Origin of the sequence: Neobacillus niacini (assembly GCF_031456445.1) — a bacterium.
Taxonomy (GTDB): domain Bacteria; phylum Bacillota; class Bacilli; order Bacillales; family Cytobacillaceae; genus Neobacillus; species Neobacillus niacini_I.
The window spans coordinates 56,546-79,938 of the sequence record NZ_JAVDUQ010000010.1 but is presented as its reverse complement, the minus strand read 5'-3'; the positions used below and the strand labels follow the sequence as shown (position 1 = coordinate 79,938).

Annotated in this window: 25 protein-coding genes; 7 read left to right on the top strand and 18 right to left on the bottom strand. The window is 38.4% G+C overall.

What is annotated here, in order from left to right:
* Positions 1-7: 7 nt before the first annotated feature.
* A complete protein-coding gene (locus J2Y67_RS11055) occupies positions 8-2,491 on the bottom strand; it encodes a sensor domain-containing protein (RefSeq protein WP_310173884.1) in 2,484 nt (827 codons plus the stop codon).
* A gap of 163 nt (positions 2,492-2,654) precedes the next feature.
* On the opposite strand from J2Y67_RS11055, the gene J2Y67_RS11050 reads away from it, so the two are divergent.
* Positions 2,655-3,065, top strand: coding sequence for a hypothetical protein (locus J2Y67_RS11050; protein WP_310173881.1), 411 nt, complete (start codon positions 2,655-2,657; stop codon positions 3,063-3,065).
* 79 nt (positions 3,066-3,144) lie between these two features.
* Here the strand turns inward: J2Y67_RS11050 and J2Y67_RS11045 are convergent, their stop codons facing one another.
* The 6 genes from J2Y67_RS11045 to J2Y67_RS11020 form a co-directional block, all read right to left on the bottom strand.
* Entirely contained in the window at positions 3,145-3,309 is a 165-nt protein-coding gene (locus J2Y67_RS11045; RefSeq protein ID WP_081810884.1) for an aspartyl-phosphate phosphatase Spo0E family protein, read from the bottom strand.
* A 365-nt stretch (positions 3,310-3,674) separates the two neighbouring features.
* Positions 3,675-4,865 carry a MalY/PatB family protein gene (locus J2Y67_RS11040; RefSeq protein WP_310173878.1) on the bottom strand — a complete coding sequence of 397 codons (1,191 nt, stop codon included), beginning with the start codon at positions 4,863-4,865 and terminating at the stop codon, positions 3,675-3,677.
* A gap of 177 nt (positions 4,866-5,042) precedes the next feature.
* The gene (locus J2Y67_RS11035) at positions 5,043-6,416 is read right to left on the bottom strand and encodes a nucleoside recognition domain-containing protein (RefSeq protein WP_310173875.1); all 1,374 of its coding nucleotides are present in this window, start codon (positions 6,414-6,416) and stop codon (positions 5,043-5,045) included.
* Positions 6,391-7,110: a FeoB small GTPase domain-containing protein gene (locus tag J2Y67_RS11030; RefSeq protein WP_310173872.1), complete on the bottom strand. Its 720-nt coding sequence runs from the start codon at positions 7,108-7,110 to the stop codon at positions 6,391-6,393. Before J2Y67_RS11030 ends, J2Y67_RS11035 begins: the two co-directional genes overlap by 26 nt.
* On the bottom strand, positions 7,100-7,354 hold the full coding sequence (locus J2Y67_RS11025; RefSeq protein ID WP_310173987.1) for a FeoA family protein: 255 nt from the start codon (positions 7,352-7,354) through the stop codon (positions 7,100-7,102). The genes J2Y67_RS11030 and J2Y67_RS11025 overlap by 11 nt, the downstream gene beginning before the upstream one ends.
* 134 nt (positions 7,355-7,488) lie before the next feature.
* Positions 7,489-8,604 carry an NAD(P)/FAD-dependent oxidoreductase gene (locus J2Y67_RS11020; RefSeq protein ID WP_310173986.1) on the bottom strand — a complete coding sequence of 372 codons (1,116 nt, stop codon included), beginning with the start codon at positions 8,602-8,604 and terminating at the stop codon, positions 7,489-7,491.
* Between the two features lie 140 nt (positions 8,605-8,744).
* Between J2Y67_RS11020 and J2Y67_RS11015 the strand changes: the two genes are divergently transcribed.
* The gene (locus J2Y67_RS11015; RefSeq protein WP_026576247.1) at positions 8,745-8,939 is read left to right on the top strand and encodes an alpha/beta-type small acid-soluble spore protein; all 195 of its coding nucleotides are present in this window, start codon (positions 8,745-8,747) and stop codon (positions 8,937-8,939) included.
* Positions 8,940-8,991: 52 nt separating this feature from the next.
* Here J2Y67_RS11015 and J2Y67_RS11010 read toward each other — a convergent pair whose 3' ends face one another.
* From J2Y67_RS11010 to desA, 6 genes are all read right to left on the bottom strand, one after another.
* Positions 8,992-9,801, bottom strand: coding sequence for a GNAT family N-acetyltransferase (locus J2Y67_RS11010; protein ID WP_310173868.1), 810 nt, complete (start codon positions 9,799-9,801; stop codon positions 8,992-8,994).
* A gap of 95 nt (positions 9,802-9,896) precedes the next feature.
* Positions 9,897-11,027 carry a M20 peptidase aminoacylase family protein gene (locus tag J2Y67_RS11005; protein WP_310173865.1) on the bottom strand — a complete coding sequence of 377 codons (1,131 nt, stop codon included), beginning with the start codon at positions 11,025-11,027 and terminating at the stop codon, positions 9,897-9,899.
* A gap of 12 nt (positions 11,028-11,039) precedes the next feature.
* Positions 11,040-12,155, bottom strand: coding sequence for a mandelate racemase/muconate lactonizing enzyme family protein (locus J2Y67_RS11000; protein WP_310173862.1), 1,116 nt, complete (start codon positions 12,153-12,155; stop codon positions 11,040-11,042).
* A 95-nt stretch (positions 12,156-12,250) separates the two neighbouring features.
* Complete coding sequence (locus J2Y67_RS10995) at positions 12,251-13,582, bottom strand: hypothetical protein (protein WP_310173859.1); 1,332 nt, start codon at positions 13,580-13,582, stop codon at positions 12,251-12,253.
* 161 nt (positions 13,583-13,743) lie between these two features.
* Positions 13,744-14,256, bottom strand: coding sequence for a response regulator (locus J2Y67_RS10990; RefSeq protein WP_310173856.1), 513 nt, complete (start codon positions 14,254-14,256; stop codon positions 13,744-13,746).
* A 70-nt stretch (positions 14,257-14,326) separates the two neighbouring features.
* On the bottom strand, positions 14,327-15,358 hold the full coding sequence (gene desA / locus J2Y67_RS10985; protein WP_310173853.1) for a Delta(5) desaturase DesA: 1,032 nt from the start codon (positions 15,356-15,358) through the stop codon (positions 14,327-14,329).
* A 242-nt stretch (positions 15,359-15,600) separates the two neighbouring features.
* Between desA and J2Y67_RS10980 the strand changes: the two genes are divergently transcribed.
* Positions 15,601-17,046 (top strand): DEAD/DEAH box helicase, encoded by a 1,446-nt coding sequence (locus tag J2Y67_RS10980; RefSeq protein WP_310173850.1) that lies wholly within the window; start codon positions 15,601-15,603, stop codon positions 17,044-17,046.
* 103 nt (positions 17,047-17,149) lie between these two features.
* Positions 17,150-17,341: a cysteine-rich CWC family protein gene (locus J2Y67_RS10975; protein WP_310173848.1), complete on the top strand. Its 192-nt coding sequence runs from the start codon at positions 17,150-17,152 to the stop codon at positions 17,339-17,341.
* Between the two features lie 93 nt (positions 17,342-17,434).
* Here J2Y67_RS10975 and J2Y67_RS10970 read toward each other — a convergent pair whose 3' ends face one another.
* Complete coding sequence (locus J2Y67_RS10970) at positions 17,435-17,992, bottom strand: class I SAM-dependent methyltransferase (RefSeq protein WP_310173984.1); 558 nt, start codon at positions 17,990-17,992, stop codon at positions 17,435-17,437.
* Positions 17,993-18,219: 227 nt separating this feature from the next.
* Between J2Y67_RS10970 and J2Y67_RS10965 the strand changes: the two genes are divergently transcribed.
* Together J2Y67_RS10965 and J2Y67_RS10960 are read left to right on the top strand one after the other, a co-directional pair.
* Complete coding sequence (locus tag J2Y67_RS10965; protein WP_310173845.1) at positions 18,220-18,588, top strand: DMT family transporter; 369 nt, start codon at positions 18,220-18,222, stop codon at positions 18,586-18,588.
* Positions 18,589-18,590: 2 nt separating this feature from the next.
* Entirely contained in the window at positions 18,591-18,905 is a 315-nt protein-coding gene (locus J2Y67_RS10960; protein WP_310173843.1) for a DMT family transporter, read from the top strand.
* 46 nt (positions 18,906-18,951) lie between these two features.
* Here J2Y67_RS10960 and J2Y67_RS10955 read toward each other — a convergent pair whose 3' ends face one another.
* A complete protein-coding gene (locus J2Y67_RS10955) occupies positions 18,952-19,428 on the bottom strand; it encodes a hypothetical protein (protein ID WP_310173841.1) in 477 nt (158 codons plus the stop codon).
* Between the two features lie 71 nt (positions 19,429-19,499).
* Positions 19,500-20,744 (bottom strand): aminopeptidase P family protein, encoded by a 1,245-nt coding sequence (locus tag J2Y67_RS10950; protein ID WP_310173838.1) that lies wholly within the window; start codon positions 20,742-20,744, stop codon positions 19,500-19,502.
* A 133-nt stretch (positions 20,745-20,877) separates the two neighbouring features.
* Between J2Y67_RS10950 and J2Y67_RS10945 the strand changes: the two genes are divergently transcribed.
* Positions 20,878-21,714 (top strand): SDR family oxidoreductase, encoded by an 837-nt coding sequence (locus tag J2Y67_RS10945; protein WP_310173836.1) that lies wholly within the window; start codon positions 20,878-20,880, stop codon positions 21,712-21,714.
* 85 nt (positions 21,715-21,799) lie between these two features.
* On the opposite strand, the gene fdhD is transcribed toward J2Y67_RS10945, so the two are convergent.
* Together fdhD and J2Y67_RS10935 are read right to left on the bottom strand one after the other, a co-directional pair.
* Positions 21,800-22,600, bottom strand: coding sequence for a formate dehydrogenase accessory sulfurtransferase FdhD (gene fdhD / locus J2Y67_RS10940; protein ID WP_310173833.1), 801 nt, complete (start codon positions 22,598-22,600; stop codon positions 21,800-21,802).
* 12 nt (positions 22,601-22,612) lie between these two features.
* A complete protein-coding gene (locus J2Y67_RS10935) occupies positions 22,613-22,960 on the bottom strand; it encodes a Na-translocating system protein MpsC family protein (RefSeq protein ID WP_310173831.1) in 348 nt (115 codons plus the stop codon).
* Positions 22,961-23,393 lie beyond the last annotated feature (433 nt).

Genomic DNA, 23,393 nt, shown 5'->3' with positions numbered 1-23,393 from the left:
TATCCAGTTAGATTCCATCAACTAACAACCTCTCAAATTCCCCTTTCGGCAACGGCTTACTAAACAGATATCCCTGAACTTGGTTGCAATGATGGTCATGTAAAAACTGTAATTCCTCTTCCGTTTCCACCCCTTCCGCAATCACATCCATTATTAGTATTTGGGCTAAATGGATCATCGCGGAAGTAATCCCGGCATTTTCTGATTGCGAGGAAATATTGTGAATAAATGAACGGTCAATCTTAATTCCATCTATTTTAAAAGATTTTAAATAGGAAAATGAAGAATATCCTGTGCCAAAATCATCAATATAAATTTTAATTCCTAATTCTTTTAAATCCTGTATCATTTGTTCGACATCTACTTCATTTCGCATTAACGAATTTTCCGTGATTTCAATTTCGAGGAATTTCCCCTCTACCCCGTATTCTTCCAATGTCTCCTTTACACTCTTCGCAAAATCCTTTTGTAAAAAGCGCTGGGCACTGATATTAATACTGATGGGAATAAGCGGAATTCCCTCTTCTCTCCATTGCACCAAAAGTTCACAAACCCTCTTTTTTATCCATTTCCCCATTGGAATAATCAAACCAGTTTCTTCTGCCAATGGGATAAAATTAGATGGCGGTATTAACCCCAATGTTGGATGGTTCCAGCGGATTAATGCCTCAGCGCTCGTTATTTGTCTTGTTTTCGAATCGACTCTAGGCTGCAAATGAACAATGAATTCATGGTTCAGCAATGCTTTCCGCAAATCTCTTTCAAGGAAAAAAGACTGATAACTCATTTTATCCATGACCGAAGAATAAATTTGAAAATTGTTTCGCCCCTGATCCTTTGCTTTGTAAAGAGCAATATCGGCATGTTTCATTAAATCTACGACATTATCGCCAGCTGTTGGATAAATACTAATTCCAATACTTGCTGTCATATATAGCTCATACTCTTCAATAAAGAAAGGGTCTTTCAGACAGGCAAGGATTTCCTTTGCAACATGGGCAGCATCTTCATCTACCTCAATGACAGGACAAAGAACCATAAATTCATCCCCGCCCATTCTGGCAATATAATTTCCATCGCCAATTTGAGTGTTTAGCCGGCGGGAAATCTGCTCCAATAATCGGTCGCCAATCATATGCCCTAAGGTGTCATTCACATTTTTAAACCGATCCAAGTCAATATACATGACCGCAAGCTTTTGGTTGGATTGCTGAGAATGAGTTATCGCCTTTTTCAGGTTCTCTTCAAGCCCTCTTCGATTAAGAAGCTCTGTTAACTCATCATGGGTCGCTAAAAAAGCGTTTAATTCCTGTATCTTTTTTTGCTCGGTTATATCCTTGCCAATCGTATAAATCCCAGTAATTTTCTGATCCATAATAATCGGAAGATAGGTTACATTCAGAAAAATTTGATGGCCTTTCTGGTGATAGACAGCCATTTCAAAATTCTGCGGCTCTCCTTTAAGGACTTTTTCAAAGCATGAGAGATGAATAGATTGATATTCTTTTACAATCAGTTCCGTACCTGATTTCTTTTTAAAATTCTCTAAAGTATACCCTAATACCCTTTCCGTCGCAGGATTCATCGTAAGAATCCTGCCTTTTGTATCAAAGGTGAACACCGCATCTTGGCTATGCTGAAATAGGGATTGATAGAGCATCCTATTTTCCTGCAGCTGTTTTTGTGTATTTCGTAGTTCGGTAATATCATAGACCGTTCCGATTAATTCTACTACCTGACCGCCCTGTTTAATCGGTGTGACATCTACATAGACTAATATACCGAATAATTCAATTTCATATTGGACGCCTTGACCGGTAAAGGCCAAATGATATTGTGAAAGTTTAAAGTCGGCAATTTCCTTTGAAAAAACTTCATATGGGCTTTTATTTTGATGTGATTGCGTATTAAAGCCCATTTTTTGAAGAAGTTTTCCTTCTGCCAATGTATAAACAATATTCCCGTCAGCATCCTTTTTCATTTTAAAAATACCATTCTCTAGTATATTAACGGTTTGATTAAAGTCATCCTTTAGGGATTTCTGTAATTCAGCTTCCATTTGTTTTTGCTCCGTAATATCAACACGAAACGAAATATACCGATATGGTTTCCCTTTTTCGTTCAAAATGGGAACGATGGTAGTATGAACCCAATACAATTTTCCATCCTTTGTTCGATTTTGAATTTCACCTTTCCAGACTTCTCCAGATCCGATTGTTTTCCACATTTTGCGAAAAAACTCTTTTGGATGATATCCCGAATTAATCATTCTATGATCTTGTCCAATTAATTCTTCTCTCGTGTACTTTGAAAGTTCACAAAATTTTTTATTCGCTGCCTGGATGATACCACGTTGGTCTGTTATTGCGATAATAGACGATTCATCTAGTGCGTATTTAAGTTCCGATAGTTCCTTATTTAAAGCAATAATATCCTGGTAATTGTCATTTAGAGTATTTAAAGGATTTTTATGCTGGTGTAAAGTTTCCATTGGGTTTCTCCTTAATCCCATTAGTATAAATATTATATATGGTCAAGTCATAAAAATCGACAAAATTTTATTGGTATCAATCCGAAAGAAGCCCACATTAACGACTTTGAAACTCTCTTTTCTCTAAATCTGGTATAATCATAAATGTTAAGGAAGTGATCAATTGAAAGAAACCATTCAATTATTAGCGGACATCGTCAATAATCTTCATGATTTCATACAGTTATATGTGAGCAGCTCGCTGAATCTTCAATTAACGGATAAGGACCTGCATTTCTGGATTATGGGAATCATCGGAATCATTGTTTTTCTATTTGTTCTGGTTATCTCTAAGATTATTGTAAAAATGCCATTTGGAATTACGATTCTTTCATTCTTGTACACGACAACTTTTATGTTTGTTTTAGTATTTGCCATCGAAATTCAACAGGCATTGACCAATCGGGGAAATATGGAGTTTGAAGATGCAGTAGTAGGACTTTTAGGTTTTTTTGCATTTTTCCTAGTATTTGTTGTGATTGCCTTCGTGTTCTTAATGGCAAGAAAAACAGTAAAATCCTTATATAAAAAATAGATTTCAAAAAAAAATCCCCATTTTTTGGGGATTTTTTTATATTATTATTCATTTCTAAATGGATAATCCCCCTTGTCAACTAGGCCGACCGTACTTTCTGTCTACGGAATTGCAAATTTAATAGTCGGTCAAGTTTTTTACTTAATAGAACCGTTTCTGACGAGGTTAATCCTTTTGTCATTCCTACTGTTATCATTGTATTTCTCACCGTTTCAATTTGGTAAATTAAGTCATCATTTGTCATATTCAATAACTCCTTCTATTTGCAACTACAAGCTTAAGTTTACCAATTGAAAACGCATTCAGAGAAACAGAATCTATCATCAAATATCGACATAATCCGTTGCCTTCCTATTATATGCCACATTTTTCCAAAATTTTAACAAAAGGAAATGATAGAATCTACTTTCAATCTTCAACAAAAACTGTTCTCTTCTTACAAAAAACTATACAATGAAATCTATGAATAAATGACCTAATTCAAATTGAAATTATTGGAGCACAATAATACAAATACGACATTTTGTTTACATAATATTATTATGTTTTACTTCTATAAAAAATAACCAGCTGCCCTCCCATTTTTCATGAAAGGCGCTGGTTACGATTTTAACTAATATCTTCAAATTCTCTTGCTATTCTTTCAAATGCTTCTTTTATAAGCGGTCTTGGTGACGGGATGCAAATCCTTTGAAAGGGCAGCCCTTCTTCTCCGAACATTTTACCATCTTCAAGAATAACATTTGCCTTATTATAAATCCGTTCATGGACCTCCTCCGGCGTCAGACCGTAGCCACTGAAGTCCATCCACATGATATAAGTTCCTTCAGGGATTTTCACTCGTACTTTTGGGATTTTTTCTGCTAAATAATTCACGACCCAATCCATCGTTCCATCGATATATTCTTTCAGCTGCTCTAACCAATCTTCTCCCTCAGTGTAAACAGCGATAAGTGCAGAAACCGTAAATGGCGATGGCAAATGCATCCCCATCACTTTATTCATCGTTATTCTAAGCTCCGGGTTTGATATGATCACATTGGTACAATGAAGTCCCGCCACATTAAAGGTTTTGTTAATCGCAGTAAATGTAATAATATGATCCACATTGTCAACCGCTTTTGCAATTGGAATAAAGGTTTGATTGCGCCGGACAAGGTCCCCGTGAATTTCATCTGCTACAATTAAAACATTATGTTTTTCGCAAATATCAGCTAATTTTTGTAATTCCTCCTTGCTAAAAATTCTTCCAGTAGGATTATGCGGATTACATAAAATAAACATTTTGGTTTTTTCTTGTTTTGCCTTGTCTTCAAAATCCTCAAAATCAATTTGATAATACCCTTCTTCATCCGGTTTTAGGGCATTATTCATCACTTCACGATGATTTGCTTCAATAGCAGCAGTAAAAGGCGGGTAAACCGGGCGCTGGATGATGATTCCGTCATCTGGATTTGTAAAAGCTCGGACAGCTATATTTAATGCATGTACCGTTCCGGGACTATAAATAATTTCTTCTTTTTTGATATCCCAATCATGGCGCTTTTTAAACCAGTGCTGTATGGCAGTAAAATACTCTTCCGGAAAAATAGAATATCCGAAAATTCGATGATCAACAGTTTTATGTAAGGCATCTATCAAGGGTTGGGGTACAGGCAAATCCATGTCCGCTGTAAACAACGGAATGGTTTCTTCATCATATCTGGATGTGAGACCAATCTCTTTAATTAGCTTTTCTCCATCCCATTTTAATGAATAGGTTCCACGACGGTTAACTACTTCATCGAAGTTGTATTTCATGAACAACACTCCTTTTTTAAAAAAGCCGAATTAACGAACATTGGTGAATTTCCCATTTTGATTTCGTACACTTTATTTTAACCCGAAAGAAATTGTTTTTACTATCAATAAGGGTCCCCTTTTCTGAGGACCCTCACTTAAAAGCTCATGTTTTATCAAGTCCGATTCAAATGATCCTCAGACCCAACCCAACCATTTTACAGACTGTGTAATGACGAGCGGCACAAGAATCGCAATGACAGTTGGAATAAGGAAGGACATGAATGTCCACTTTTTACTTTTGGTTTCCTTATAGATATTTAGTAATGTTGTACCACAAGGATAATGCAACAAAGAGAATAACATCATATTTAATGCAGTCAACCAAGTCCATCCATGCTTTAGAAGTATCGCTTTTAAATCAATAAGACTATCAACCTCTGTCAAAGAACCCGTTGATAAATATCCCATTAAAAGAATCGGCAGAACAATTTCATTCGCCGGCAGCCCTAAAATAAATGCCATCATAATGTATCCGTCTAAGCCAAGTAATTTTCCAAATGGGTCCAGGAACTGAACAACATACATTAAAATACTTGTATCACCAATGTAGATATTCGCAAATACCCAGGTTAAAATGGCTGCTGGTGCTGCCACTTTCACTGCCCGCATTAAGACGGACCAAGATTTTGTCAAAGAGGAGCGAATGACGGTATCTACTATTTTGGGTTTTCTGTAGGGCGGTAGTTCTAACGTATAATGAGTCGGAATTCCTTTAAGGGCTGTTTTGGAAAGTACCCATGAAACAAAAAAGGTAACGATGATTCCAAACAGGACAATACCGACCAGAGCCGCTGTAGTAACAAACAATTTCATTCCACCCGTAAATCCTGCAGCCATAAATAACGAAGCAAAGACAATCAAGGTTCCCCAACGTCCATTACAAGGAACAAAATTATTGGTCAAAATAGCGAGCATCCGTTCTCGGGGTGATTCTATGATTCTAGTGGAAATAACCGCAGCTGCATTACAGCCAAACCCCATTGCCATCGTTAAGGACTGCTTCCCATGGGCACCGACCTTTTTAAACAAGCGGTCCATATTAAAGGCAACCCGAGGAAGGTATCCATAGTTTTCCAAAAGGGCAAAGGTTGGAAAAAAGATGGCCATAGGCGGCAGCATGACGGCAATGACCCAAGTTGTTCCCCGATATAAGCCAAGGACTAACATCCCATGAAGCCAATCTGGCGCGTGTAAAAAAGTAAACGCAGTGGTTATATACGGCTCTAACCATCCAAAAAAGTCTGCTATTAAGGAAGATGGGATGTTGGCTCCCGCTATAGTAATATAGAAGACAGTTCCCAACATGATTAACATAATCGGAAAGCCGAAAATGGGAGAAGTGAAAATCGCATCTAACTTTTCTGTTCGAGTATCTCTTTTCGATTTTGTATAGGAGACTCCTGCTTTGCATAGTTGATCACTTCGTTCGTACAGATGCTGCACAATATCATCTCTTAACTCCGCTGTCGACATCTTTTGAGCTTCATTGTAAAGCTGTTCGATATTCATTTACGTCCTCCCTTTTAAGACTTAAGTATTTTTTAATTTCATCGATTAAAGCCTTATCGCCATCCAATAAGCGAAGGGAAACCCAGCGCGAAGATACATGGTCACCGACAATCTCTCGGACTTTAGGTTCGATTTGTTCAATTTTTTCTTCTATTTCCTGCGGATATTTCATTTGAACAGGATGGCAATCAATCTCCCCAGTCACTATGCGATGAATGGTATCAAGAAGCATTGGAAATCCTTTTTTGTTTCTTGCAGAAATTTTGATAACCGGCACCCCAAGCCGATTTGTAAGCAGCTGTTCGTTAATGTGTATTCCTTGTTCTTTGGCAACATCGATTAAATTGATACAAATCACTACATTCTTTGTCATTTCCAAAACCTGAAGGGCAAGATTTAAATTCCGTTCCAAGGAAGTGGCATCAAGGACAACTAGGGTTACATCAGGTTTATCAAATACAATATAGTTTCTTGCCACCTCCTCATCCTTCGAATTAGAAAATAGTGAATAGGTTCCAGGGAGATCGATCAATTGAAATTGGTCATCCTTATAGGCAATACTGCCCTTCGCAAGCGCAACCGTTTTTCCAGCCCAATTCCCCGTATGCTGCTTTAAACCTGTTAAAGCGTTAAACAATGTACTTTTACCTGTGTTGGGATTGCCTGCTAATGCAATACGATATTCATTTCTCATCGTTTACCAGCTCCCCTTCAATTTTTGAACTCTCTTCTTTTCTTAAAGCAATTATTGTTTGACTGACACGAAACGCAATGGGGTCTCCCAGTGGGCTTTTTCGTACAACCTCAACCAAGGCATCTTTTACAAATCCTAAATCTAATAATCTTCTTCTCATAACTCCTTCCAGTTGAATAGAAGTTATTCTAATCATATCCCCTTTTTTTCCATCCTCGAGTTTAATAATATTAGTTGTCCCCATCATTTTTTCACACCCCTTAAAGTTTTTACCGAGTGCAACTTTTAACTAATTATATGTTGTGATCATAAATTTGTCACCTACTTTGATAAATAAATAAAAAAAAGCACGTATGCCTAAATGGCAAACGTGCTCTACTATAAAATCGCATTGTCAACACTATAGTTTTTTAAATCAATCTCTGTTTCCTGTCCTACAATTAATTTAGCGAATTCTGCGCCAAGATACGGGCCGCTTGTTAAACCTGAGGACCCTAACCCATTTGCAACATAGATTCCATCAAAATCTGGCAAAGGTCCGGCTACTGGTAAAAAACCCGGGGTAAAAGGCCGAAAACCAACTCTTGTTTCAAGCACTGTGCTGTTTCCTAAACCAGGTGCTGTTTCTAAGGCTTGGCTTAAGATTTCATTGATCCCACCTGCTGTGACACGGGTGTCAAACCCCATATCATTTTCATGCGTGGATCCTACTACCACCCTCCCATTTTCAAAACTGAGGATATATTGGGTGTGCGGCGGCATGACAACCGGCCAGGAACTTGTATCCAAATCAGGTAATTCAAGATGGACAATTTGTGCTTTTTGCGGTTTTACCGAAAACTCGACTCCTAATGGCTGTAAAAGCTTTTTTGCCCATGCACCAGTTGTAATAATTACCTGGTCAGCAAGCATCGTTTTTCCTTCAAAAATTATTCCCAATACATGGTTTTCTTTATTTAGGATAGAGGCATCCCCTTTTAGAAATGTGGCTCCATTTTTGCTTGCTGCACGTGTAAGTGCATTTCTGAGGGCTCGTCCATTGACCCGTGCTCCCCCGCTAACATAAACTGAACCATATTCTTCTGATAATGGTGGAAATCGTTTTTTCGTTTCTGCAGGTGACAGGATATTTATTTCACCGATTTCCGGGGCATCTTCTTTGCGTTTTTGTGCCCGTTCTGCCATCTTTTCTAGTTTTATGGTGTCTTTGTGAAGGCTGATTGCCCCAACCCGTTTATATCCGGTTTCGGTTTCACCATCGGCTTCGAGTTGAGCAATTAATTCGGGATAGTATCGAGCGCCACCTTTCGCCAACTGATACCATATTTTATTTCGCCGCTGGGAGAGCCATGGACAAACAATCCCGGCTGCAGCATCGGTTGCTTGGCCAGAGTCTTCTCTATCGACAATTGTTACTTCTACACCTAGTTTGGACAGGTGGTATGCGGTAGAAGCGCCGAGAATCCCAGCTCCAACTACAATGATTTTTTGCATCATGACACCTTTTCTTTCTATGTTGATTACAAATTTATCTAGGTATTTATCCCAATCAATACGAATCAGGATTTGTATATAGGTTACATTATATACGAGCAATTCTATTTGCTCAAAAACTTCGGCGGGAGTGATGAATCATGGCTAGAAACAAACTTTTGGTTCCTGGTGCAGGCAATGTTCTGGATCAAATGAAGGAAGAAATCGCCAACGAGTTTGGAGTTCAACTTGGTGCTGATACGACCGCGCGAGCAAACGGTTCAGTGGGCGGCGAAATGACGAAGCGTCTCGTTGCATACGCTGAACAGTCACTAAGAAATCAACAAGGCCAATAACCTATGATTTCAAAAAGGCTGTCCCAAATTTGGGGCAGCCTCCACAAAGAAGTTACAATTTTTTTAAAACATAATAACACAAATCTGGATTCGTCTCATTTCTAAACAAATCAATCGCTGTCCACCCATTTTTAAAATAATGCGTAAATACTTCACGAGTGCTCATTCTCCACGATATCGCAAGCTCTGGGTTATTTTTCTTCAACGATTGAAAATCACTGGGAACCGGAACAAAGAGGAAACCCTCCGCCGAATCTCCCTCCAAATCCGTTTCATTAGGAATTAAATTCTCTTTCGAATCCCGGTCAACCTTGACCAACAAACGTCCCTCTAATTCATACTGGCTAGGTCTTTCCAAGGAATCTTCCTTAACCCACCATTCAACTGTAAATCGATCAGACGGCATTCCCTGATTTAACTCATCTTGCATTTCCCCGTAACAGTTTTCTATATAAGTAGAGCATCTTGCACCAAGCTTATGAAGATTCAAATTACCATTAACTGTTTCAAGGGGATCATAGGTCCAAGTGACCAAATCATAGCCCATTTTCAATGACTCTTCTTTTTGCGCCCGCTTCAGTTTTTCGCCAATCCCTAACTTACGAAATTGGGGGTGAATCCCCAGAGTATGGGAACATAGATAGATTTTATCCCCTTTAAATCCTGGAAAGCTATATTGAAATCCGATCAATTCATTTTCCAAAAAAGCTCCTAACATCATGCCGCCATTCTTTATTGCCGTTAGGGTTTGACTGCTGGGTATGGATTCATACTCACTCCAAATAATCGATTCCAGGCTTCTTACTTGATCGAGTTCTTCGACTGTCTTAAGAGAACGAATCATAATCTTTTTATTGCTCATCCAGCATACTTCCTTTTTCAAAATTTATCATAACATTCCATTTAACACTATTATACTTCTTCATGCTAAAATCATTTCCTTCAATGGGACTATTCTTAATCAAACGAATTAAATGTCTCAAGAACAGTCCGCGTTAAAATTTCAATTCCATCCAATAGGGCTTTCCGATTAAACGACATATTCGGGTGATGCAAACCAGGGGCCAAATCACAGCCTAAACCAAGCATTGCTGCTTTCAGATACGGGCGTTCTTTTGTGTAAAAATGAAAATCCTCCGCACCCGGTGTGATGACGGCAGGCATAACATTTTCAGCACCTATGGTTTCCGCAATCGCCTGTGCCATGATTTTCTGTGCCTCTGGATTGACCACAGCAGCATAAACCTTTTCTTTATGCTCAAATTCAATCTTTACCTCAAAAAGTGAGGCAATTTGATGTAAAATATGATCAACCTTTCGAACTAGTACATCCATCGTTTCATTTTTTTGTGCACGTAAATCTAAATGGAATTGGGCAGAGCCGGGAATGACATTCGTGTTTTCACTCCCTGCGCTGACCTGAGTCATCTTTACAGAAAAAGAATCAAACGGATTCAAACGGATTCCTTTTAATTGTTCGACGATAGCGGATACCACTTCAATGGCATTCACCCCTAAATCAGGACGGGCCCCATGAGCGTCAAAGCCGATGATTTTTGCGGAAACGGTTTCAGCGGCACCATGAATAATCCCAGGGGAAGCAGTTCCCATCGAAAGCTCCTGAATTGGCCGCAAATGAACACCGTACAAAAAGTCGATATCATCCATCACTTGCTTTTCAATCATTTTTAAGGCGCCATTGCCTACTTCCTCTGCCGGTTGGAAAATTAATTTTAATCGGCCCGGCAGCTGTATTTGCATTTCATTTAAAAGAAGCATCATCCCCATTACCATTGTCATATGGGCATCATGACCGCAGGAGTGATTGGCGCGAAACGTTCCATTCACTTCCTGCCACAATGAATCCATATCGGCACGAACTCCTACAGTCATGGAACCATCATTTCCCAGTTCCCCCACGACACCGGTATGGTCAGGAAAAGTAGTAACCTGGCATCCGTTGCTTTTTAAAAATTCGACAATATAGCGAGTTGTGTTTACCTCTTTCCAGCTTACCTCCGGATTTTGATGCAAATGGTCAAATATTTCAAAGATTATTGAGGTTAATTTTTTAATTGTATTTCTCATCTGTATTCCCTCTTATTTGGACTGAACTGTTTCTTTTTTAATCGTTAGTTCTTGGAGTGTATCCTCATTTACTTCAACCCCTAAACCTGGCTTGTCGCTAAGGACAACAAATGGGATTTGATACTCCAAGTCTCCAATATCTTTGCTAAATAACAATGGTCCGGTTAATTCGGTACTGGTGATATTTTTTCTCGCCATCGCCGTATGGTATCCAGCTGCAGAGCCAATCGAGGATTCAACCATTGAGCCGACTTGGCAGCTAAGTCCCGCAGCTTCTGCTGTTTTTACCATATGGATGGCTGGATAAATCCCAGCTGATTTCATTAATTTAATATTAATTTTGTCAGCGGCATTTTTCTTAATAATTTCATTTAGGTCGGAACCGTCATGAACACTTTCATCCGCCATAATCGGGATGACCGTTTTCTTTCGAAGCTCTGCAAGTCCGTCAATATCACCCATCTTAATCGGCTGTTCCAGCCAGGAAATTCTGAGCGGTTCTAATAATGGAAGTGCTTGTGCAGCTGTGGAGTAATCCCTCCAGCCTTGATTGACATCGACCCGAATCGGAACCTCATAACCAACTGCATCGCGGACTGCTTTGATCCGTTCTAAATCTTTGAATAGATCAAACCCGACTTTTAGTTTTAAGGAACTGTAGCCAAGGGAAAGTGCCTGTTTTGCCTTATCCGCCATGATTTCCGGTTCTTCAATACTTAACACCTTTGCAAAAGTAAGTTCATTATGAAATTTCCCACCGATTAAATCGTAAACTGGCTTGCCTGTATATTTACCCATCAAATCGTAACAGGCAATATCGATAGCTGCTTTTGCCGCAGGGTTAGCATGGATTCGACTATCCATTAGGTCGTGAATTTTTTCGATGGAAAAAGGGCTTTCTCCCATAATGGCAGGCAGTAATTGATGTTTTAAAATTTCAATCGCACTAAAGAATGATTCCCCCGTAACGTGTTCATCGGGAACGGCCTCTCCATATCCTATAAGACCATCATCGGTTTCCAGCTTCACGATAATCGATGGCATATACTCATAGGTTTCATAGGAAATAATAAATGGTGATTGTAATGGTAAATGGATTCCAATAATGTCTGCTTTAATAATTTTCATATTGCTTCCTCCTCTTTGTTTTACGACAATGTCGCTTTGGTGTCGCAAATTGGTTATTTTTATAATAGAATGTAAATTCACAAAAAACAATCCTTTTATGTAAAATATTTTTTTAGTTTTTGCGAAATATTATAAAGTGCCCGTGGGCGTCCTTGATCGTATGGCTGTTCCTCCCCTGTAATTTCAAGTAACTCCTGTTCAAGAAATCGTTTAATTAAACGTTCCGCTGAACGCCTGCTTACAGCTAAATAGTCCGCCAACTCCTGTGCCGAAAATGAGCGGAATTGATGAAGTCGAACAAAATCGAAAAAGCGAATCAAATTTTTCGCAGTCATTTTTAGGTGGTCTGCTAATGATTGGATTTCTTGATTCTCATTTTTTAAAGCATATTGTTTTTCATTTTCAAACAATGGACCAATTAACTTTTTGTCTTCATCTAATAGAAAAATGGTTGTTTTATCCTTTGTCTGTTTTTCTGTAAAATATAAAGCTTCTGTTGCATGGTTTTCCGCTTCATTCATCGTATATCCATAACCGATTCCGATTTGTAACGGAGAATTTATTTTTCCTTCAAACTCAAGAACTTTTTGCAGATTTTGTTCTTTCAGAGCAGCTTCCATTGAACCTCGGTTTGTGTATATGAGGAACGGCTGATGTTGGTCCAGTGATACCCTAGCATTTAATTGTCTTGCCATATTGTGTAAACATTGTAAGATTTGCAAGCGGAAAACTTGTTCCTCCTGGTGAGTTGGATAATTCATTACTTTAATCGAAATGACCGCGATTTGTGAATCCTTTGTCTTCTTTAATCTGGTTAACGTCACTGCCCTTTCCAATCCTTCTTTCAAGGATTGCTTCGGCTGTACCATATATATAGAAGGAATTGACAATTTCTGAAGTTCTTCATAGACAGCATGAATACTAGTCAAAGCAAACTGTGTTTTCTTTTCTTTATTCAGGTCCCAATGGAAGTGAACAAATTGAGTAATATCAAATACATCCTTCTCTTCTTCTAGGTTATAAACCCAAGGGTAGTCCTTAACAAATAAAGATTGATCCGTTATATGGATTTCTTTTAAAACATTATCTAAGAATTCCTGTTTCGGCATGTCAATCGAAATCTTTTCTAAAGGAATATTCTCATGAAAATAAATAGAAAATAAGGATAGGGAAACAACGAACTCGTTAAATGGAACATATGTCGCCATCAAACGGTGTTCATTAATTTTTTTTTGCCCGAAATAATAAGCAATCGCCCCGGAGAAAAGTAAAAAATCGACTTCTTTCCCCGCCTGATCAATCAAATGGTCAATTTCCCATGGAGAATCATATGTATAGTTGATAAACGAGATTTCCGGAAACAAATCATAATATTGAGAAATAGCATCGATATATAAGTTTGATCCTAACACACCAATCGCGACCATTTTGACAACTCCTACTGTGACATGAATTTAGCTATATTATAACATGGTTTTACAAATCATTGGGTCGTTCTTCGATGGTCCATAACTTAACACAAAAAAGACTTACCATCTAGGTAAGTCCCAAAGTAGCATTTGTTGATTGTAACTCAATTAGTAATTTCTCAACCGGTTGGTAATTTTATTTTTTCCATTATGGTTGAAAAATAATTTCTGACCGTTCCAATGGTGTCCCTTTTCTGGCTTGAAGTTTGATCATCGGACATAAGTTCTATTACGACAGAATCATCGTCCACTAGCTCAGGTGAGTAAATCCGCTCTCCATCCATAATGTGGCGAATCGAGCAGGCCAACTCCTCACTCGGGCTGTCCTTCAATAAATAACCTTTAACTTCTGCTTTCAAGGCACGCTCAAAATATCCAGTCCTCGCAAAGGTAGTAAAAATAATTACTTTGCATTCGGTTGACCTTAAAGCTTCTGCTGCCTCAAGTCCGCTTTTTCCAGGCATCTCAATATCCATCAAGCAAACATCCGGTTGTAATCTGTCTACAAGTGCAAGGGCCTCTTCCCCATTGCATGCCTGACCTACTACTTCCATATCCTCTTCCAAATTAAGCAGGGAACCAATTGCCCCTAAGAGCATTTCTTGATCCTCGGCAATGACAATACGAATCATCTAGGTTCTCTCCTCATCTGGTGTGACTAGTAAGGAGACTCCCCTTATATGAAGGAGAGTCTCAAAGGAATTAATGTTCTGGTTTTACTTGAACCGCAACATTGCGTTTCGTTAAATATTTAATCTCTTTAAAGCTTACAAAATTCTTGCGTTCCTCATCCCATAGGCGGAACCGAAGTGAGCGCAAACTAGTAGCAAGGGTGATCGTCGGTACGTTTTGTAATGGTAGCGTCTGATTATGTGCTTCTTCAAGTTTATAATTCGGCACCCTTGGACTTAAATGGTGAACATGGTGATAGCCAATATTACCTGTAAGAAACTGGATTAGCTTCGGAAGCTTATAAAAAGAACTTCCCTCCACAGCTGCTTTTACATATTCCCAATCTTTGTCTTCTTCAAAATAAGAATCTTCAAACGTGTGCTGGACATAAAACAGCCAAATACCTACTGAACCTGAAAGTAAGAAAATAGAACCTTGTACAATAAGAAACGACTGCCAGCCGATTGCCCAAATAAGTAATCCAACAACGGCAACAATGAGAACATTCGTTAAATATGTGTTCATGCGTTCCTTCTTTTTCGCACCTTTACGGTTAAATCTATTTTTAAGCAGAAAAACATAAATCGGACCTAATCCAAACATGACAAATGGATTACGATAAAAACGATAGGCTAAACGGAGTCTAAGCGGTGCCGCTAAATATTCCTCCACCGTAAGTGTCCAAATATCTCCTGTACCGCGCTTATCCAAGTTCCCACTTGTCGCGTGATGAACAGAGTGCTCATATCCCCATTGATCAAACGGGAATAAGGTTAAAACTCCCATTGAAGTTCCAATGATTCGATTGGCACGGCGGTTTTTAAAAAAGGAATGATGGGTGCAATCATGAAAAATAATGAAAATTCGTGTCAAAAAGCCTGCGGCTACCACAATGGGAACCAATGCTAACCAGTAAGAAACGGAAAGGCTCATATAGGCAAGGTACCATAACAGTATAAATGGTACGACTGTGTTGATAAGCTGCCAGACACTTTCTTTCGTTGTTGATTTTTCAAAGGGAGCAACTTGTTTTTTTAAATTTTTCGTGTTTTCTAAGGTCATTTTTGTAATTCCCTTCTTGTTTCTGTCGTTATTTAAAGTATAAAGAAAGATAATTAGACTTGTTAGTAGCAGGTGTCATGTACAGGATATGACAAATGTCATGTTTAGGCAGATTATTTTAAAATAATGGTCGATATGTCTAGGATTTCAAGTATAATAAACCGTATTCGATTTTGCATATGAAATTTTATTGAGAGAAATCCTAAATAAAGGTCGGATAATAAAAAAAATGAGGTTACTACATGAGTGATAGAAATTTTAACGATTTCCAGTTAAGCGAAGAATTGACACGGGCACTTACTATTTTGAAATATTCTACTCCTACAGAAGTTCAAAGTGAAGTCATTCCTTTAGCAATGAAAAATCAGGATCTGGTTGTAAAATCCCAAACCGGCAGCGGCAAGACCGCCTCTTTTGCGATCCCTCTTTGCGAGAGAATAGAATGGGAAGAAAAAAATCCACAAGCACTAATTTTGACACCAACGAGGGAGCTTGCGGTTCAAGTTCGTGAGGATGTTACGAATATTGGAAGGTTTAAACGGATTAAAGCCTTAGCCGTTTATGGAAAAGAACCTTTTACGAAACAAAAAGAAGAATTAAAGCAAAAAACGCATGTCGTCGTCGGTACACCTGGACGTGTCATGGACCATATTGAAAGAGGAACCCTGGTTTTAGATCAAATAAAATACCTAATCATCGATGAAGCGGATGAAATGCTGAATATGGGGTTCATTGACGAGGTGGAAGACATCATAAATGAACTTCCTTCCAACAGGGTAACCATGGTATTTTCCGCTACATTGCCTAAGGATGTTGAAAATCTCTGCCATAAGTATATGAAGGATCCCGTGAATATCGAGATTGCGGCAGCCGGAATTACGACTGATACAATAGAACACCAGTTAATTGAGGTAAAGGAAGGAGAAAAGATTTCCCTTCTAAAAGACGTTACAGTTGTGGAAAATCCAGATAGCTGTCTTATTTTTTGCAGAACAAAAGAGCACGTTGATCACGTTTATACCGAATTGGACGAGGTCAATTATTCTTGTGAAAGACTTCATGGAGGCTTGGAACAACAGGATCGTTTTGCTGTAATGGACGGTTTTAAAATGGGGAATTTCCGTTATCTTGTGGCTACAGATGTCGCTGCACGAGGAATTGATATTGATAATGTGACACTCGTCATTAACTATGATGTTCCTATGGAAAAAGAGAGTTATGTACACCGCACAGGACGAACCGGTCGTGCCGGCAATAAAGGAAAAGCGATTACGTTTGCGACCCCCTATGAGGGAAAATTCGTTAAAGCGATTGAGAATTATATTGGTTTTGAGATCCCTAAAACGGAAGCCCCGTCACAACAGGAAGTTACTGCCGGTAAAGCTGCTTTTGAAGAAAAAATGAGCGGTCGCCGTGTCGTGAGAAATAATAAAACGGCCCGAATCAACCAAGGTATTATGAAGCTCCATTTCAGCGGCGGTAAAAAGAAGAAGCTTCGCGCAGTTGATTTTGTTGGGACGCTTGCAAAAATCCCCGGGCTAACAGCAGAGGATATCGGCATTATCACGATTCAGGATCATTTGTCCTATGTTGATATTCTTAACGGAAAGGGATCGCTCGTGCTGCAAGCCATGGAGAATACAACCATTAAAGGAAAGAAACTAAAAGTGAGCAAGGCGCTTAAGTAAAGAACGAGGACGATTATGACTACTTCATTTTTTTTAACAAGACATCTTCTGATCAGTTAAAATAAGATAAATGATTATGCACTGGGTTGAGGAGGGGTTGAAATTGTCAAATAAGTATTGTCCTATATGTGGAGAAGAAAATCAGTGTATGACAGGTGCTGGAGAACACGGAAACTGTTGGTGTGACTCAAAAACATTTCCAAATGAAATTTTAGAGCTAGTTCCTGCAGAAAGTATTAGAAAACATTGTATCTGTAAAAAATGTTTAGATCAATATAAGGAAGAGCATAAATAAAAATGGATAAAAAACGCAAGGTAGATAAACCCCTTGCGTTTCTTATGTTATTTCATTCTCAAAGTTTCAAAAATTTATTACCATCTACATAATTTATTTTTTATTGATTGCCTCAGCAAAAATAAATAAATCACGATAAAATTTTTGTACCTCTTTTACATCGAAACTATGTGACTTTAATAAATCCAAGGTATCCCGATTTAAGCAGCAGCCATCACAAATCTTTTTCCAGACTGGAGTTAGCACATCCTGAAGCGCAGCAAGAAAACGGTTTTTCATTTTCACATGTTCAAATAATAGGATTTTCCCATCCGGCTTGCACACTCGTTTCATTTCTACCATTGCTTTTTCCGGGTTGGGAATCGTACAAAAGACAAGAGTGGCTACAACCGTATCAAAGGTATTATCTGCAAATGGCAGTTCTTCAGCACTTGCTTGGACTAGTTCAATCGGGACAACCGCTTTCTTTTGCTTTTCTAAGGATTTTTCCATCATATCGGGACTCGGTTCTATGGCAATTACCTTTTCGGGTGCCTCATATAAAGGAAAATTTATTCCCGTCCCCGAGCCCAATTCAAGAACACTTCCCCCTGCCCTCGAAAGAAGATCCTTCCGAATCCCATTAAATTTTTTATTTTCCAAAGGACTCATAAAAAAATCATAGCATTTAGCAAAAGATCGACTCAAAATACTTCACTCCAAACAGAAACTTCAAAATTCTCCTCTTACATTATATAAAAAAGAAATAAATTCATCATGATTTCTCTTCACATTCGACCAAAAACTATAAAATTCGTGTGGTGGCAGGGACCTCAAAGTGGTATCCTATTTTAATGTGAGCATTACATTTGGGGTAATATAAATATAATTCGGGCATTATGCTAGAGGTGAGTGGTTTGAATAAAGCCTGGTTTTATGTAGCTTTAACTTGTTTGTTTGAATTAATTTGGGTATACGGTTTCAATACAGCCGACACGTGGTGGGAATGGGCACTTGTCATTGCAGTCATTCTTACTGATTTCCATTTTCTCCCGAATGCCTGTGCCACCCTTCCGACAGGCACGGTTTATGCCATCTTTTCTGGAATCGGGGCAATTGGAACGGTATTAATGGATGTCTTCCTATTTGGCGGGAGCATTAATACGGGTATGATTTTGTTTATCGGACTAATAATAATCGGAGTCATTGGTTTAAATCTGGCTGATAACAAATCGGAGGATAAAAAATCCATGAAAGGGGCTGCCTGAGCATGGGCTGGTTGTTTGTTTTTTTAGCAGCAGCATGTGAGGTTACCGGTGCCGCGGGGCTAAAATTGTATAGTCAACAGAAATCATTAAAAAATGGTTTTTTATACATTGGCGGTTTTTGTGCCTCATTTGCTTTTTTATATACCTCCTTCCATTTCTTGCAGCTGAGTATTGCCTATATCGTTTGGGTCGGAATTGGGACAGCAGGTGCAGTGTTAATTAACATGTACCTTTTGGGAGAATCGAAAAACATCGGGCGGATGCTAAGTGTTATTTTAATTATTATTGGGGTCATTGGGTTGCGAGCACTGTCATAAAAATAAAACAACTCCGAACAAATTTTTGTTCGGAATTGTTTTTTCATTAGGCTCTTCTAAAGCCTTCTTCTACTAGAAACACTTCTGCTTCTTCATAGGTACTGAAGGTTTCTTCTAGATTTAAGCCGAAATATATATTCCAGGTTTCGTCTTCATTGATTAAAAGAAGCGTTTCCTTCTGATCATTCACCCAGCGTTCTTCTTCAAGGTCGCCAATAATAGCTTCTTCTGCGATTGGTTTTTCGACAGCAGATAAGCTAGTAATTGCATCTTTTATCAATTGTTTTAAGTCCTCGGCAGAAAAGTCACGGATGTTGACCATCCCTTTGTCATCTGTTTTGTAATTTGGAATACGCCCCCCATAGACAAAGCCATTTCCATTCGGATGCAGGTGATAAACTACATTCTTCTTTTCATAAACACTTTCATTAAATTGGAAATTGACACGTCCTAATGAAACAGTTACCCGCTCCAATTCAGGAAATGTTTCGATAATCGCAAGTTTTTCTTCAAAAGTTAGCATAGTTGCCTCCATATGTTTAGTTAAACATTATTTTATCATAATGTTTTAAAAAACATAGGCAGCTCTTAAAATTATTTATTCATAAATGCTTCTATTTCTTCAACCGAGCGAAAAATGTCTTTTGATAGCACTTCGTGACTGTCTTCTGTTACTAGAACATCGTCTTCAATCCGGATTCCGATTTCTTCCTCTTCGATATATAATCCTGGCTCAACCGTTAACACCATTCCTGGTTTTAGGATCAAATCCTTATAGTCGCCCACATCATGGGTATCAAGACCAAGAAAATGGCTCACACCATGATAATAATATTTTCCGATTTCGCTTTCTTCCTTAATCAATCCTACATTCATGCACTCTTGAGCTAAAACTTTCTTTGTGTGTTCATTCAGTTTTGGATGTGGAACACCTGGTTTAATAAGAGCCGTAGTTTCTCTTAATGCTTTTAAAACAATGTTGTAAAAAGTTTTTTGTTTTTCAGTGAATTTACCGTTCACCGGAAAGGTGTAGCTGATATCCCCATTGTAATAGTCATATTGCGCACCTAAATCAAGCAGAACGAGACTGCCGTCCTCAACGGTTGCATTATTTTTTTCATAGTGAAGGATCGTGCCATTTTTGCCGCTTGCTACAATCGTTGGAAAGGCGTAATTACGTACTCCTTCCGACTTAAGCGTAAAATCAAAGTATGCTTCAAGCTGATTTTCCTTCATGCCGGCTTTAGCATGGCTCATTAAGTTTTTAATTCCTTTATTCGTAATCTCAATGGCTTTTTTAATTTTTTCAATTTCTTCAGGAGTTTTAAATACACGCAGCTCACAAATATCAGGGTAAACATTCTTAATTTGCAGGTAAGGATAATTACCATGGATTTTCTGAGCAAATTGCTGCGCTTTTGTCATAACTTCGTCAATCTCTCTTCGTTCTAGGTCTAGATATATATTTGATAGTACATTTGTTAAAAATGTTCGCGATAGGAAGGTTTCAAATTGTTCGATGAATTGAATGTTGTTGATTCCTGAGACATTCGCAGCCTCTTCTTTGGTAATAGACTTTCCAACCCATTTTTCCCATACAGGGTCTGATTTTTCAATAAAAAGATATTCTTGTACACTATCATTTGTTTTATGGGCGAGAAAAACAATATTAGGCTTATCAATCCCTGTTAAATAAAGAAAATTGCGGTTGGGCACGAACCTATAGGCTTCATCAGCCGATTTTTGCGGGGCTTTCCCGGCAAACAAAACAAGCAGTGAACGCTCCTCCATTTTTTCATACAACTGATTTCGATTTTTTACGTAAAAATCTTTGTTCATGGTATTCCCTCTCTTCCAGTTGGTATGTACACATTTAAATATACTATACTATGAATAAATTCATACTTTTTTCTATGCGATCCAACTCTGTTATATTTTAATAAAATAAAATGTTTTTTTATAAAGGAGAAATATGGAGAAAAAAACGGCAATTGTAACGGGTTCCTCGAGTGGTTTTGGTTTGTTGACTGTTATCGAATTGGCATTAAGGGGTTTTACGGTTATTGCAACGATGAGGAATTTGACTAAATCTGACCAGCTTTTAGAATTGGCAAAAGAAAAGCAGGTAGTGGATTACATTCATGTCCATCTACTTGATGTGACTTCACCTGAGTCAATTAATGAGTTTAAAAGTTTTCTACCTGAGTGGCCATCGGTCGATGTGTTGGTTAACAATGCGGGTTTTGCTGTTGGGGGATTTAGCGAGGAACTCTCGATCGAAGACTACCGAAAGCAATTTGAAACCAATTTTTTTGGTTTAATTGCTGTGACAAATGCCGTTCTTCCGTTTATGAGAGCAAATGGCCGAGGAAGAATTATCAATATGAGCAGTATGAGTGGAAGGTTTGGATTCCCCGGGTTATCTGCCTATTCAGCCTCAAAGCATGCACTTGAAGGGTATAGTGAAAGCTTGAGGCTCGAGCTTAAACCTTTAGGAATTGATGTGTCGTTAATAGAGCCTGGTTCCTATCAAACGAATATTTGGACAAGTGTTGATGACTTGATGGTCGATACTGATTCCCCTTATGCTACTTATATGAAAAGCATCTTGAAAGAAATTGATAATGGAAAAACAGGTTATGGAAACCCAATGGAAGTAGCAAAATTGGTATCTGAAATTGCTACTCAGGAAAGGCCGCCTAAACTAAGGTATCCGATTGGGAAAGGTGTAAAATCAAACTTATTCTTAAAGAATATTCTTCCGTGGGAAAAACTTGAAGCGTTTATTATCAAGAAACTTAGACAGTAGGAACTAGCTTTTTTAAGGACAAAATTTATTAGGGACATAGAAAACGTCAATAAAAGGAATCCCGTTCATTTTGTCCTTTTAAAAATCATCTCATTCCAACAATCCGTCCCGGATGGGTATAAACATTCAACGACTCATTCCGGATAAACCCGATTGTGGTAATGCCGAGGTCATCAGCCAACTCCAGGGCAAGTTCCGTTGGTGCCGATTTCGACAGAATCACCTCGCAGCCAATTTTTGCTACCTTTAACAAAATTTCCGAAGAGATCCGGCCGCTGAAAACAATCAATTTATCGGCAACAGAAATATTATTTTTCAAACAATACCCGTATATTTTATCCAGAGCATTATGCCTGCCGATATCAGTCCGGCTTAAAACAATCCCATCCGTATCACATAATGCAGCCGTATGAGCTCCACCTGTTTCATGAAAAATTATCGCAGCATTCTCCAATTCCTCGATAAACCGGAAACAATCGTGAACTGATACGTTTACATGATAGTGGCCACCCATTTTCTTCGCTGTCATCGCATCATTCACGAAAACAAATCCTTGACGGCTATTCCCACAGCAGGAAGTAATAAAGCGCTTTCCTTGAAGTTTTTGATAAAAAGGATTACTTTTTGAAGTTTCAATGTGAACAATTCCCTCTTTTTCCTGAATCCAAATGTCGTCAATCTCTTTATATTGGCGAAGAACCCCTTCAGATGCAAGAAAACCAACCACCATATCCTCGATATACTCCGGGGTACATACAAGTGTCACAAACTCCTCGCCATTTATTTTTATCGTAACGGGAAATTCCGTTACAACGTTGTCCGCGACCTGCGTGAAACGTCCATTTTTAAACTGGAGGATCTCTCGTTGATTTTTAACTAGATTCATACACACTCCCTCCTATGAAGATATGTTTTGATCAAACACAAAAACGGAAACTGCAATATCTTCTTTAACTTTTATGTCTGAAAAAAGATGGATTAATTTAGCCCCGACCACTTCTTCCAAGCCTTCGGGAAGATTTTCAGAATAGACCTTTTGGACCATTTTTGTCCTTGCCATATGAATCATTTCTTCTCCATCCGGTGTTTGGGAAATAAATTTTTCCGTTGGCGTTAAATTTCCATAAAGCGTTGAAACCGCCATGTTTTCAGTAAATACGGTATGAATTCTTTCCGGCCCTTTTCCAAACAGGTCTTTCCGCAGCTTGCGAATAATATCATTGAATTCATGGATCACTTTTGACATTTTACAATCCCCCGGTAGTTCTAAACATTTACTAAAATAGTAAAGGATAAGTTTATAAAAATAAAGGGAAACCTCCTGAGAGAAATTTCGATATTGCCATTTTTTATGATAAACACTATAATTATAATATTAATGATGATGGACTCGGTATAAGGATTGTATGGGGTCTTTCTTTTAAATTAAAAATTGGATTGGTCTAATTGCAAGGACTGCTATTAAACTACTCCACCATGCAACCAACTGCCTGGAATGAACAGGCAGCTGTGTTCGTGGTGGAGTTTTTTGTTTAAAAAAATCGATTATTTTTTGATTCGCGGATAATTATCTTAGATACGCGGATAAATTATCGAGATTCGCGGATAAGTTCGATAAATTCGCGGATAAATGCTCTGGAATCGCGGATAAAAATCCAAAAGCCCGAATTTAAGGTGTA

Coding starts and splice junctions, on each gene's coding strand:
- J2Y67_RS10955 (WP_310173841.1), bottom strand. CDS start 19,428: ATGCTAACTTTTGAAGAAAAACTTGCGATTATCGAAACATTTCCTGAA.
- J2Y67_RS11010 (WP_310173868.1), bottom strand. CDS start 9,801: ATGAGCAATAAAAAGATTATGATTCGTTCTCTTAAGACAGTCGAAGAA.
- J2Y67_RS10950 (WP_310173838.1), bottom strand. CDS start 20,744: ATGAACAAAGATTTTTACGTAAAAAATCGAAATCAGTTGTATGAAAAA.
- J2Y67_RS11035 (WP_310173875.1), bottom strand. CDS start 6,416: ATGAATATCGAACAGCTTTACAATGAAGCTCAAAAGATGTCGACAGCG.
- J2Y67_RS10945 (WP_310173836.1), top strand. CDS start 20,878: ATGGAGAAAAAAACGGCAATTGTAACGGGTTCCTCGAGTGGTTTTGGT.
- J2Y67_RS11000 (WP_310173862.1), bottom strand. CDS start 12,155: ATGAAAATTATTAAAGCAGACATTATTGGAATCCATTTACCATTACAA.
- J2Y67_RS11020 (WP_310173986.1), bottom strand. CDS start 8,604: ATGCAAAAAATCATTGTAGTTGGAGCTGGGATTCTCGGCGCTTCTACC.
- J2Y67_RS10990 (WP_310173856.1), bottom strand. CDS start 14,256: ATGATTCGTATTGTCATTGCCGAGGATCAAGAAATGCTCTTAGGGGCA.
- J2Y67_RS11040 (WP_310173878.1), bottom strand. CDS start 4,865: ATGAAATACAACTTCGATGAAGTAGTTAACCGTCGTGGAACCTATTCA.
- J2Y67_RS11030 (WP_310173872.1), bottom strand. CDS start 7,110: ATGAGAAATGAATATCGTATTGCATTAGCAGGCAATCCCAACACAGGT.
- J2Y67_RS10970 (WP_310173984.1), bottom strand. CDS start 17,992: ATGAGTCCTTTGGAAAATAAAAAATTTAATGGGATTCGGAAGGATCTT.
- J2Y67_RS11025 (WP_310173987.1), bottom strand. CDS start 7,354: ATGGGGACAACTAATATTATTAAACTCGAGGATGGAAAAAAAGGGGAT.
- J2Y67_RS10995 (WP_310173859.1), bottom strand. CDS start 13,582: ATGGTCGCGATTGGTGTGTTAGGATCAAACTTATATATCGATGCTATT.
- J2Y67_RS11015 (WP_026576247.1), top strand. CDS start 8,745: ATGGCTAGAAACAAACTTTTGGTTCCTGGTGCAGGCAATGTTCTGGAT.
- J2Y67_RS11045 (WP_081810884.1), bottom strand. CDS start 3,309: ATGACAAATGATGACTTAATTTACCAAATTGAAACGGTGAGAAATACA.
- J2Y67_RS10980 (WP_310173850.1), top strand. CDS start 15,601: ATGAGTGATAGAAATTTTAACGATTTCCAGTTAAGCGAAGAATTGACA.
- desA (WP_310173853.1), bottom strand. CDS start 15,358: ATGACCTTAGAAAACACGAAAAATTTAAAAAAACAAGTTGCTCCCTTT.
- J2Y67_RS10960 (WP_310173843.1), top strand. CDS start 18,591: ATGGGCTGGTTGTTTGTTTTTTTAGCAGCAGCATGTGAGGTTACCGGT.
- J2Y67_RS11055 (WP_310173884.1), bottom strand. CDS start 2,491: ATGGAAACTTTACACCAGCATAAAAATCCTTTAAATACTCTAAATGAC.
- fdhD (WP_310173833.1), bottom strand. CDS start 22,600: ATGAATCTAGTTAAAAATCAACGAGAGATCCTCCAGTTTAAAAATGGA.
- J2Y67_RS10935 (WP_310173831.1), bottom strand. CDS start 22,960: ATGTCAAAAGTGATCCATGAATTCAATGATATTATTCGCAAGCTGCGG.
- J2Y67_RS10965 (WP_310173845.1), top strand. CDS start 18,220: ATGCTAGAGGTGAGTGGTTTGAATAAAGCCTGGTTTTATGTAGCTTTA.
- J2Y67_RS11005 (WP_310173865.1), bottom strand. CDS start 11,027: ATGAGAAATACAATTAAAAAATTAACCTCAATAATCTTTGAAATATTT.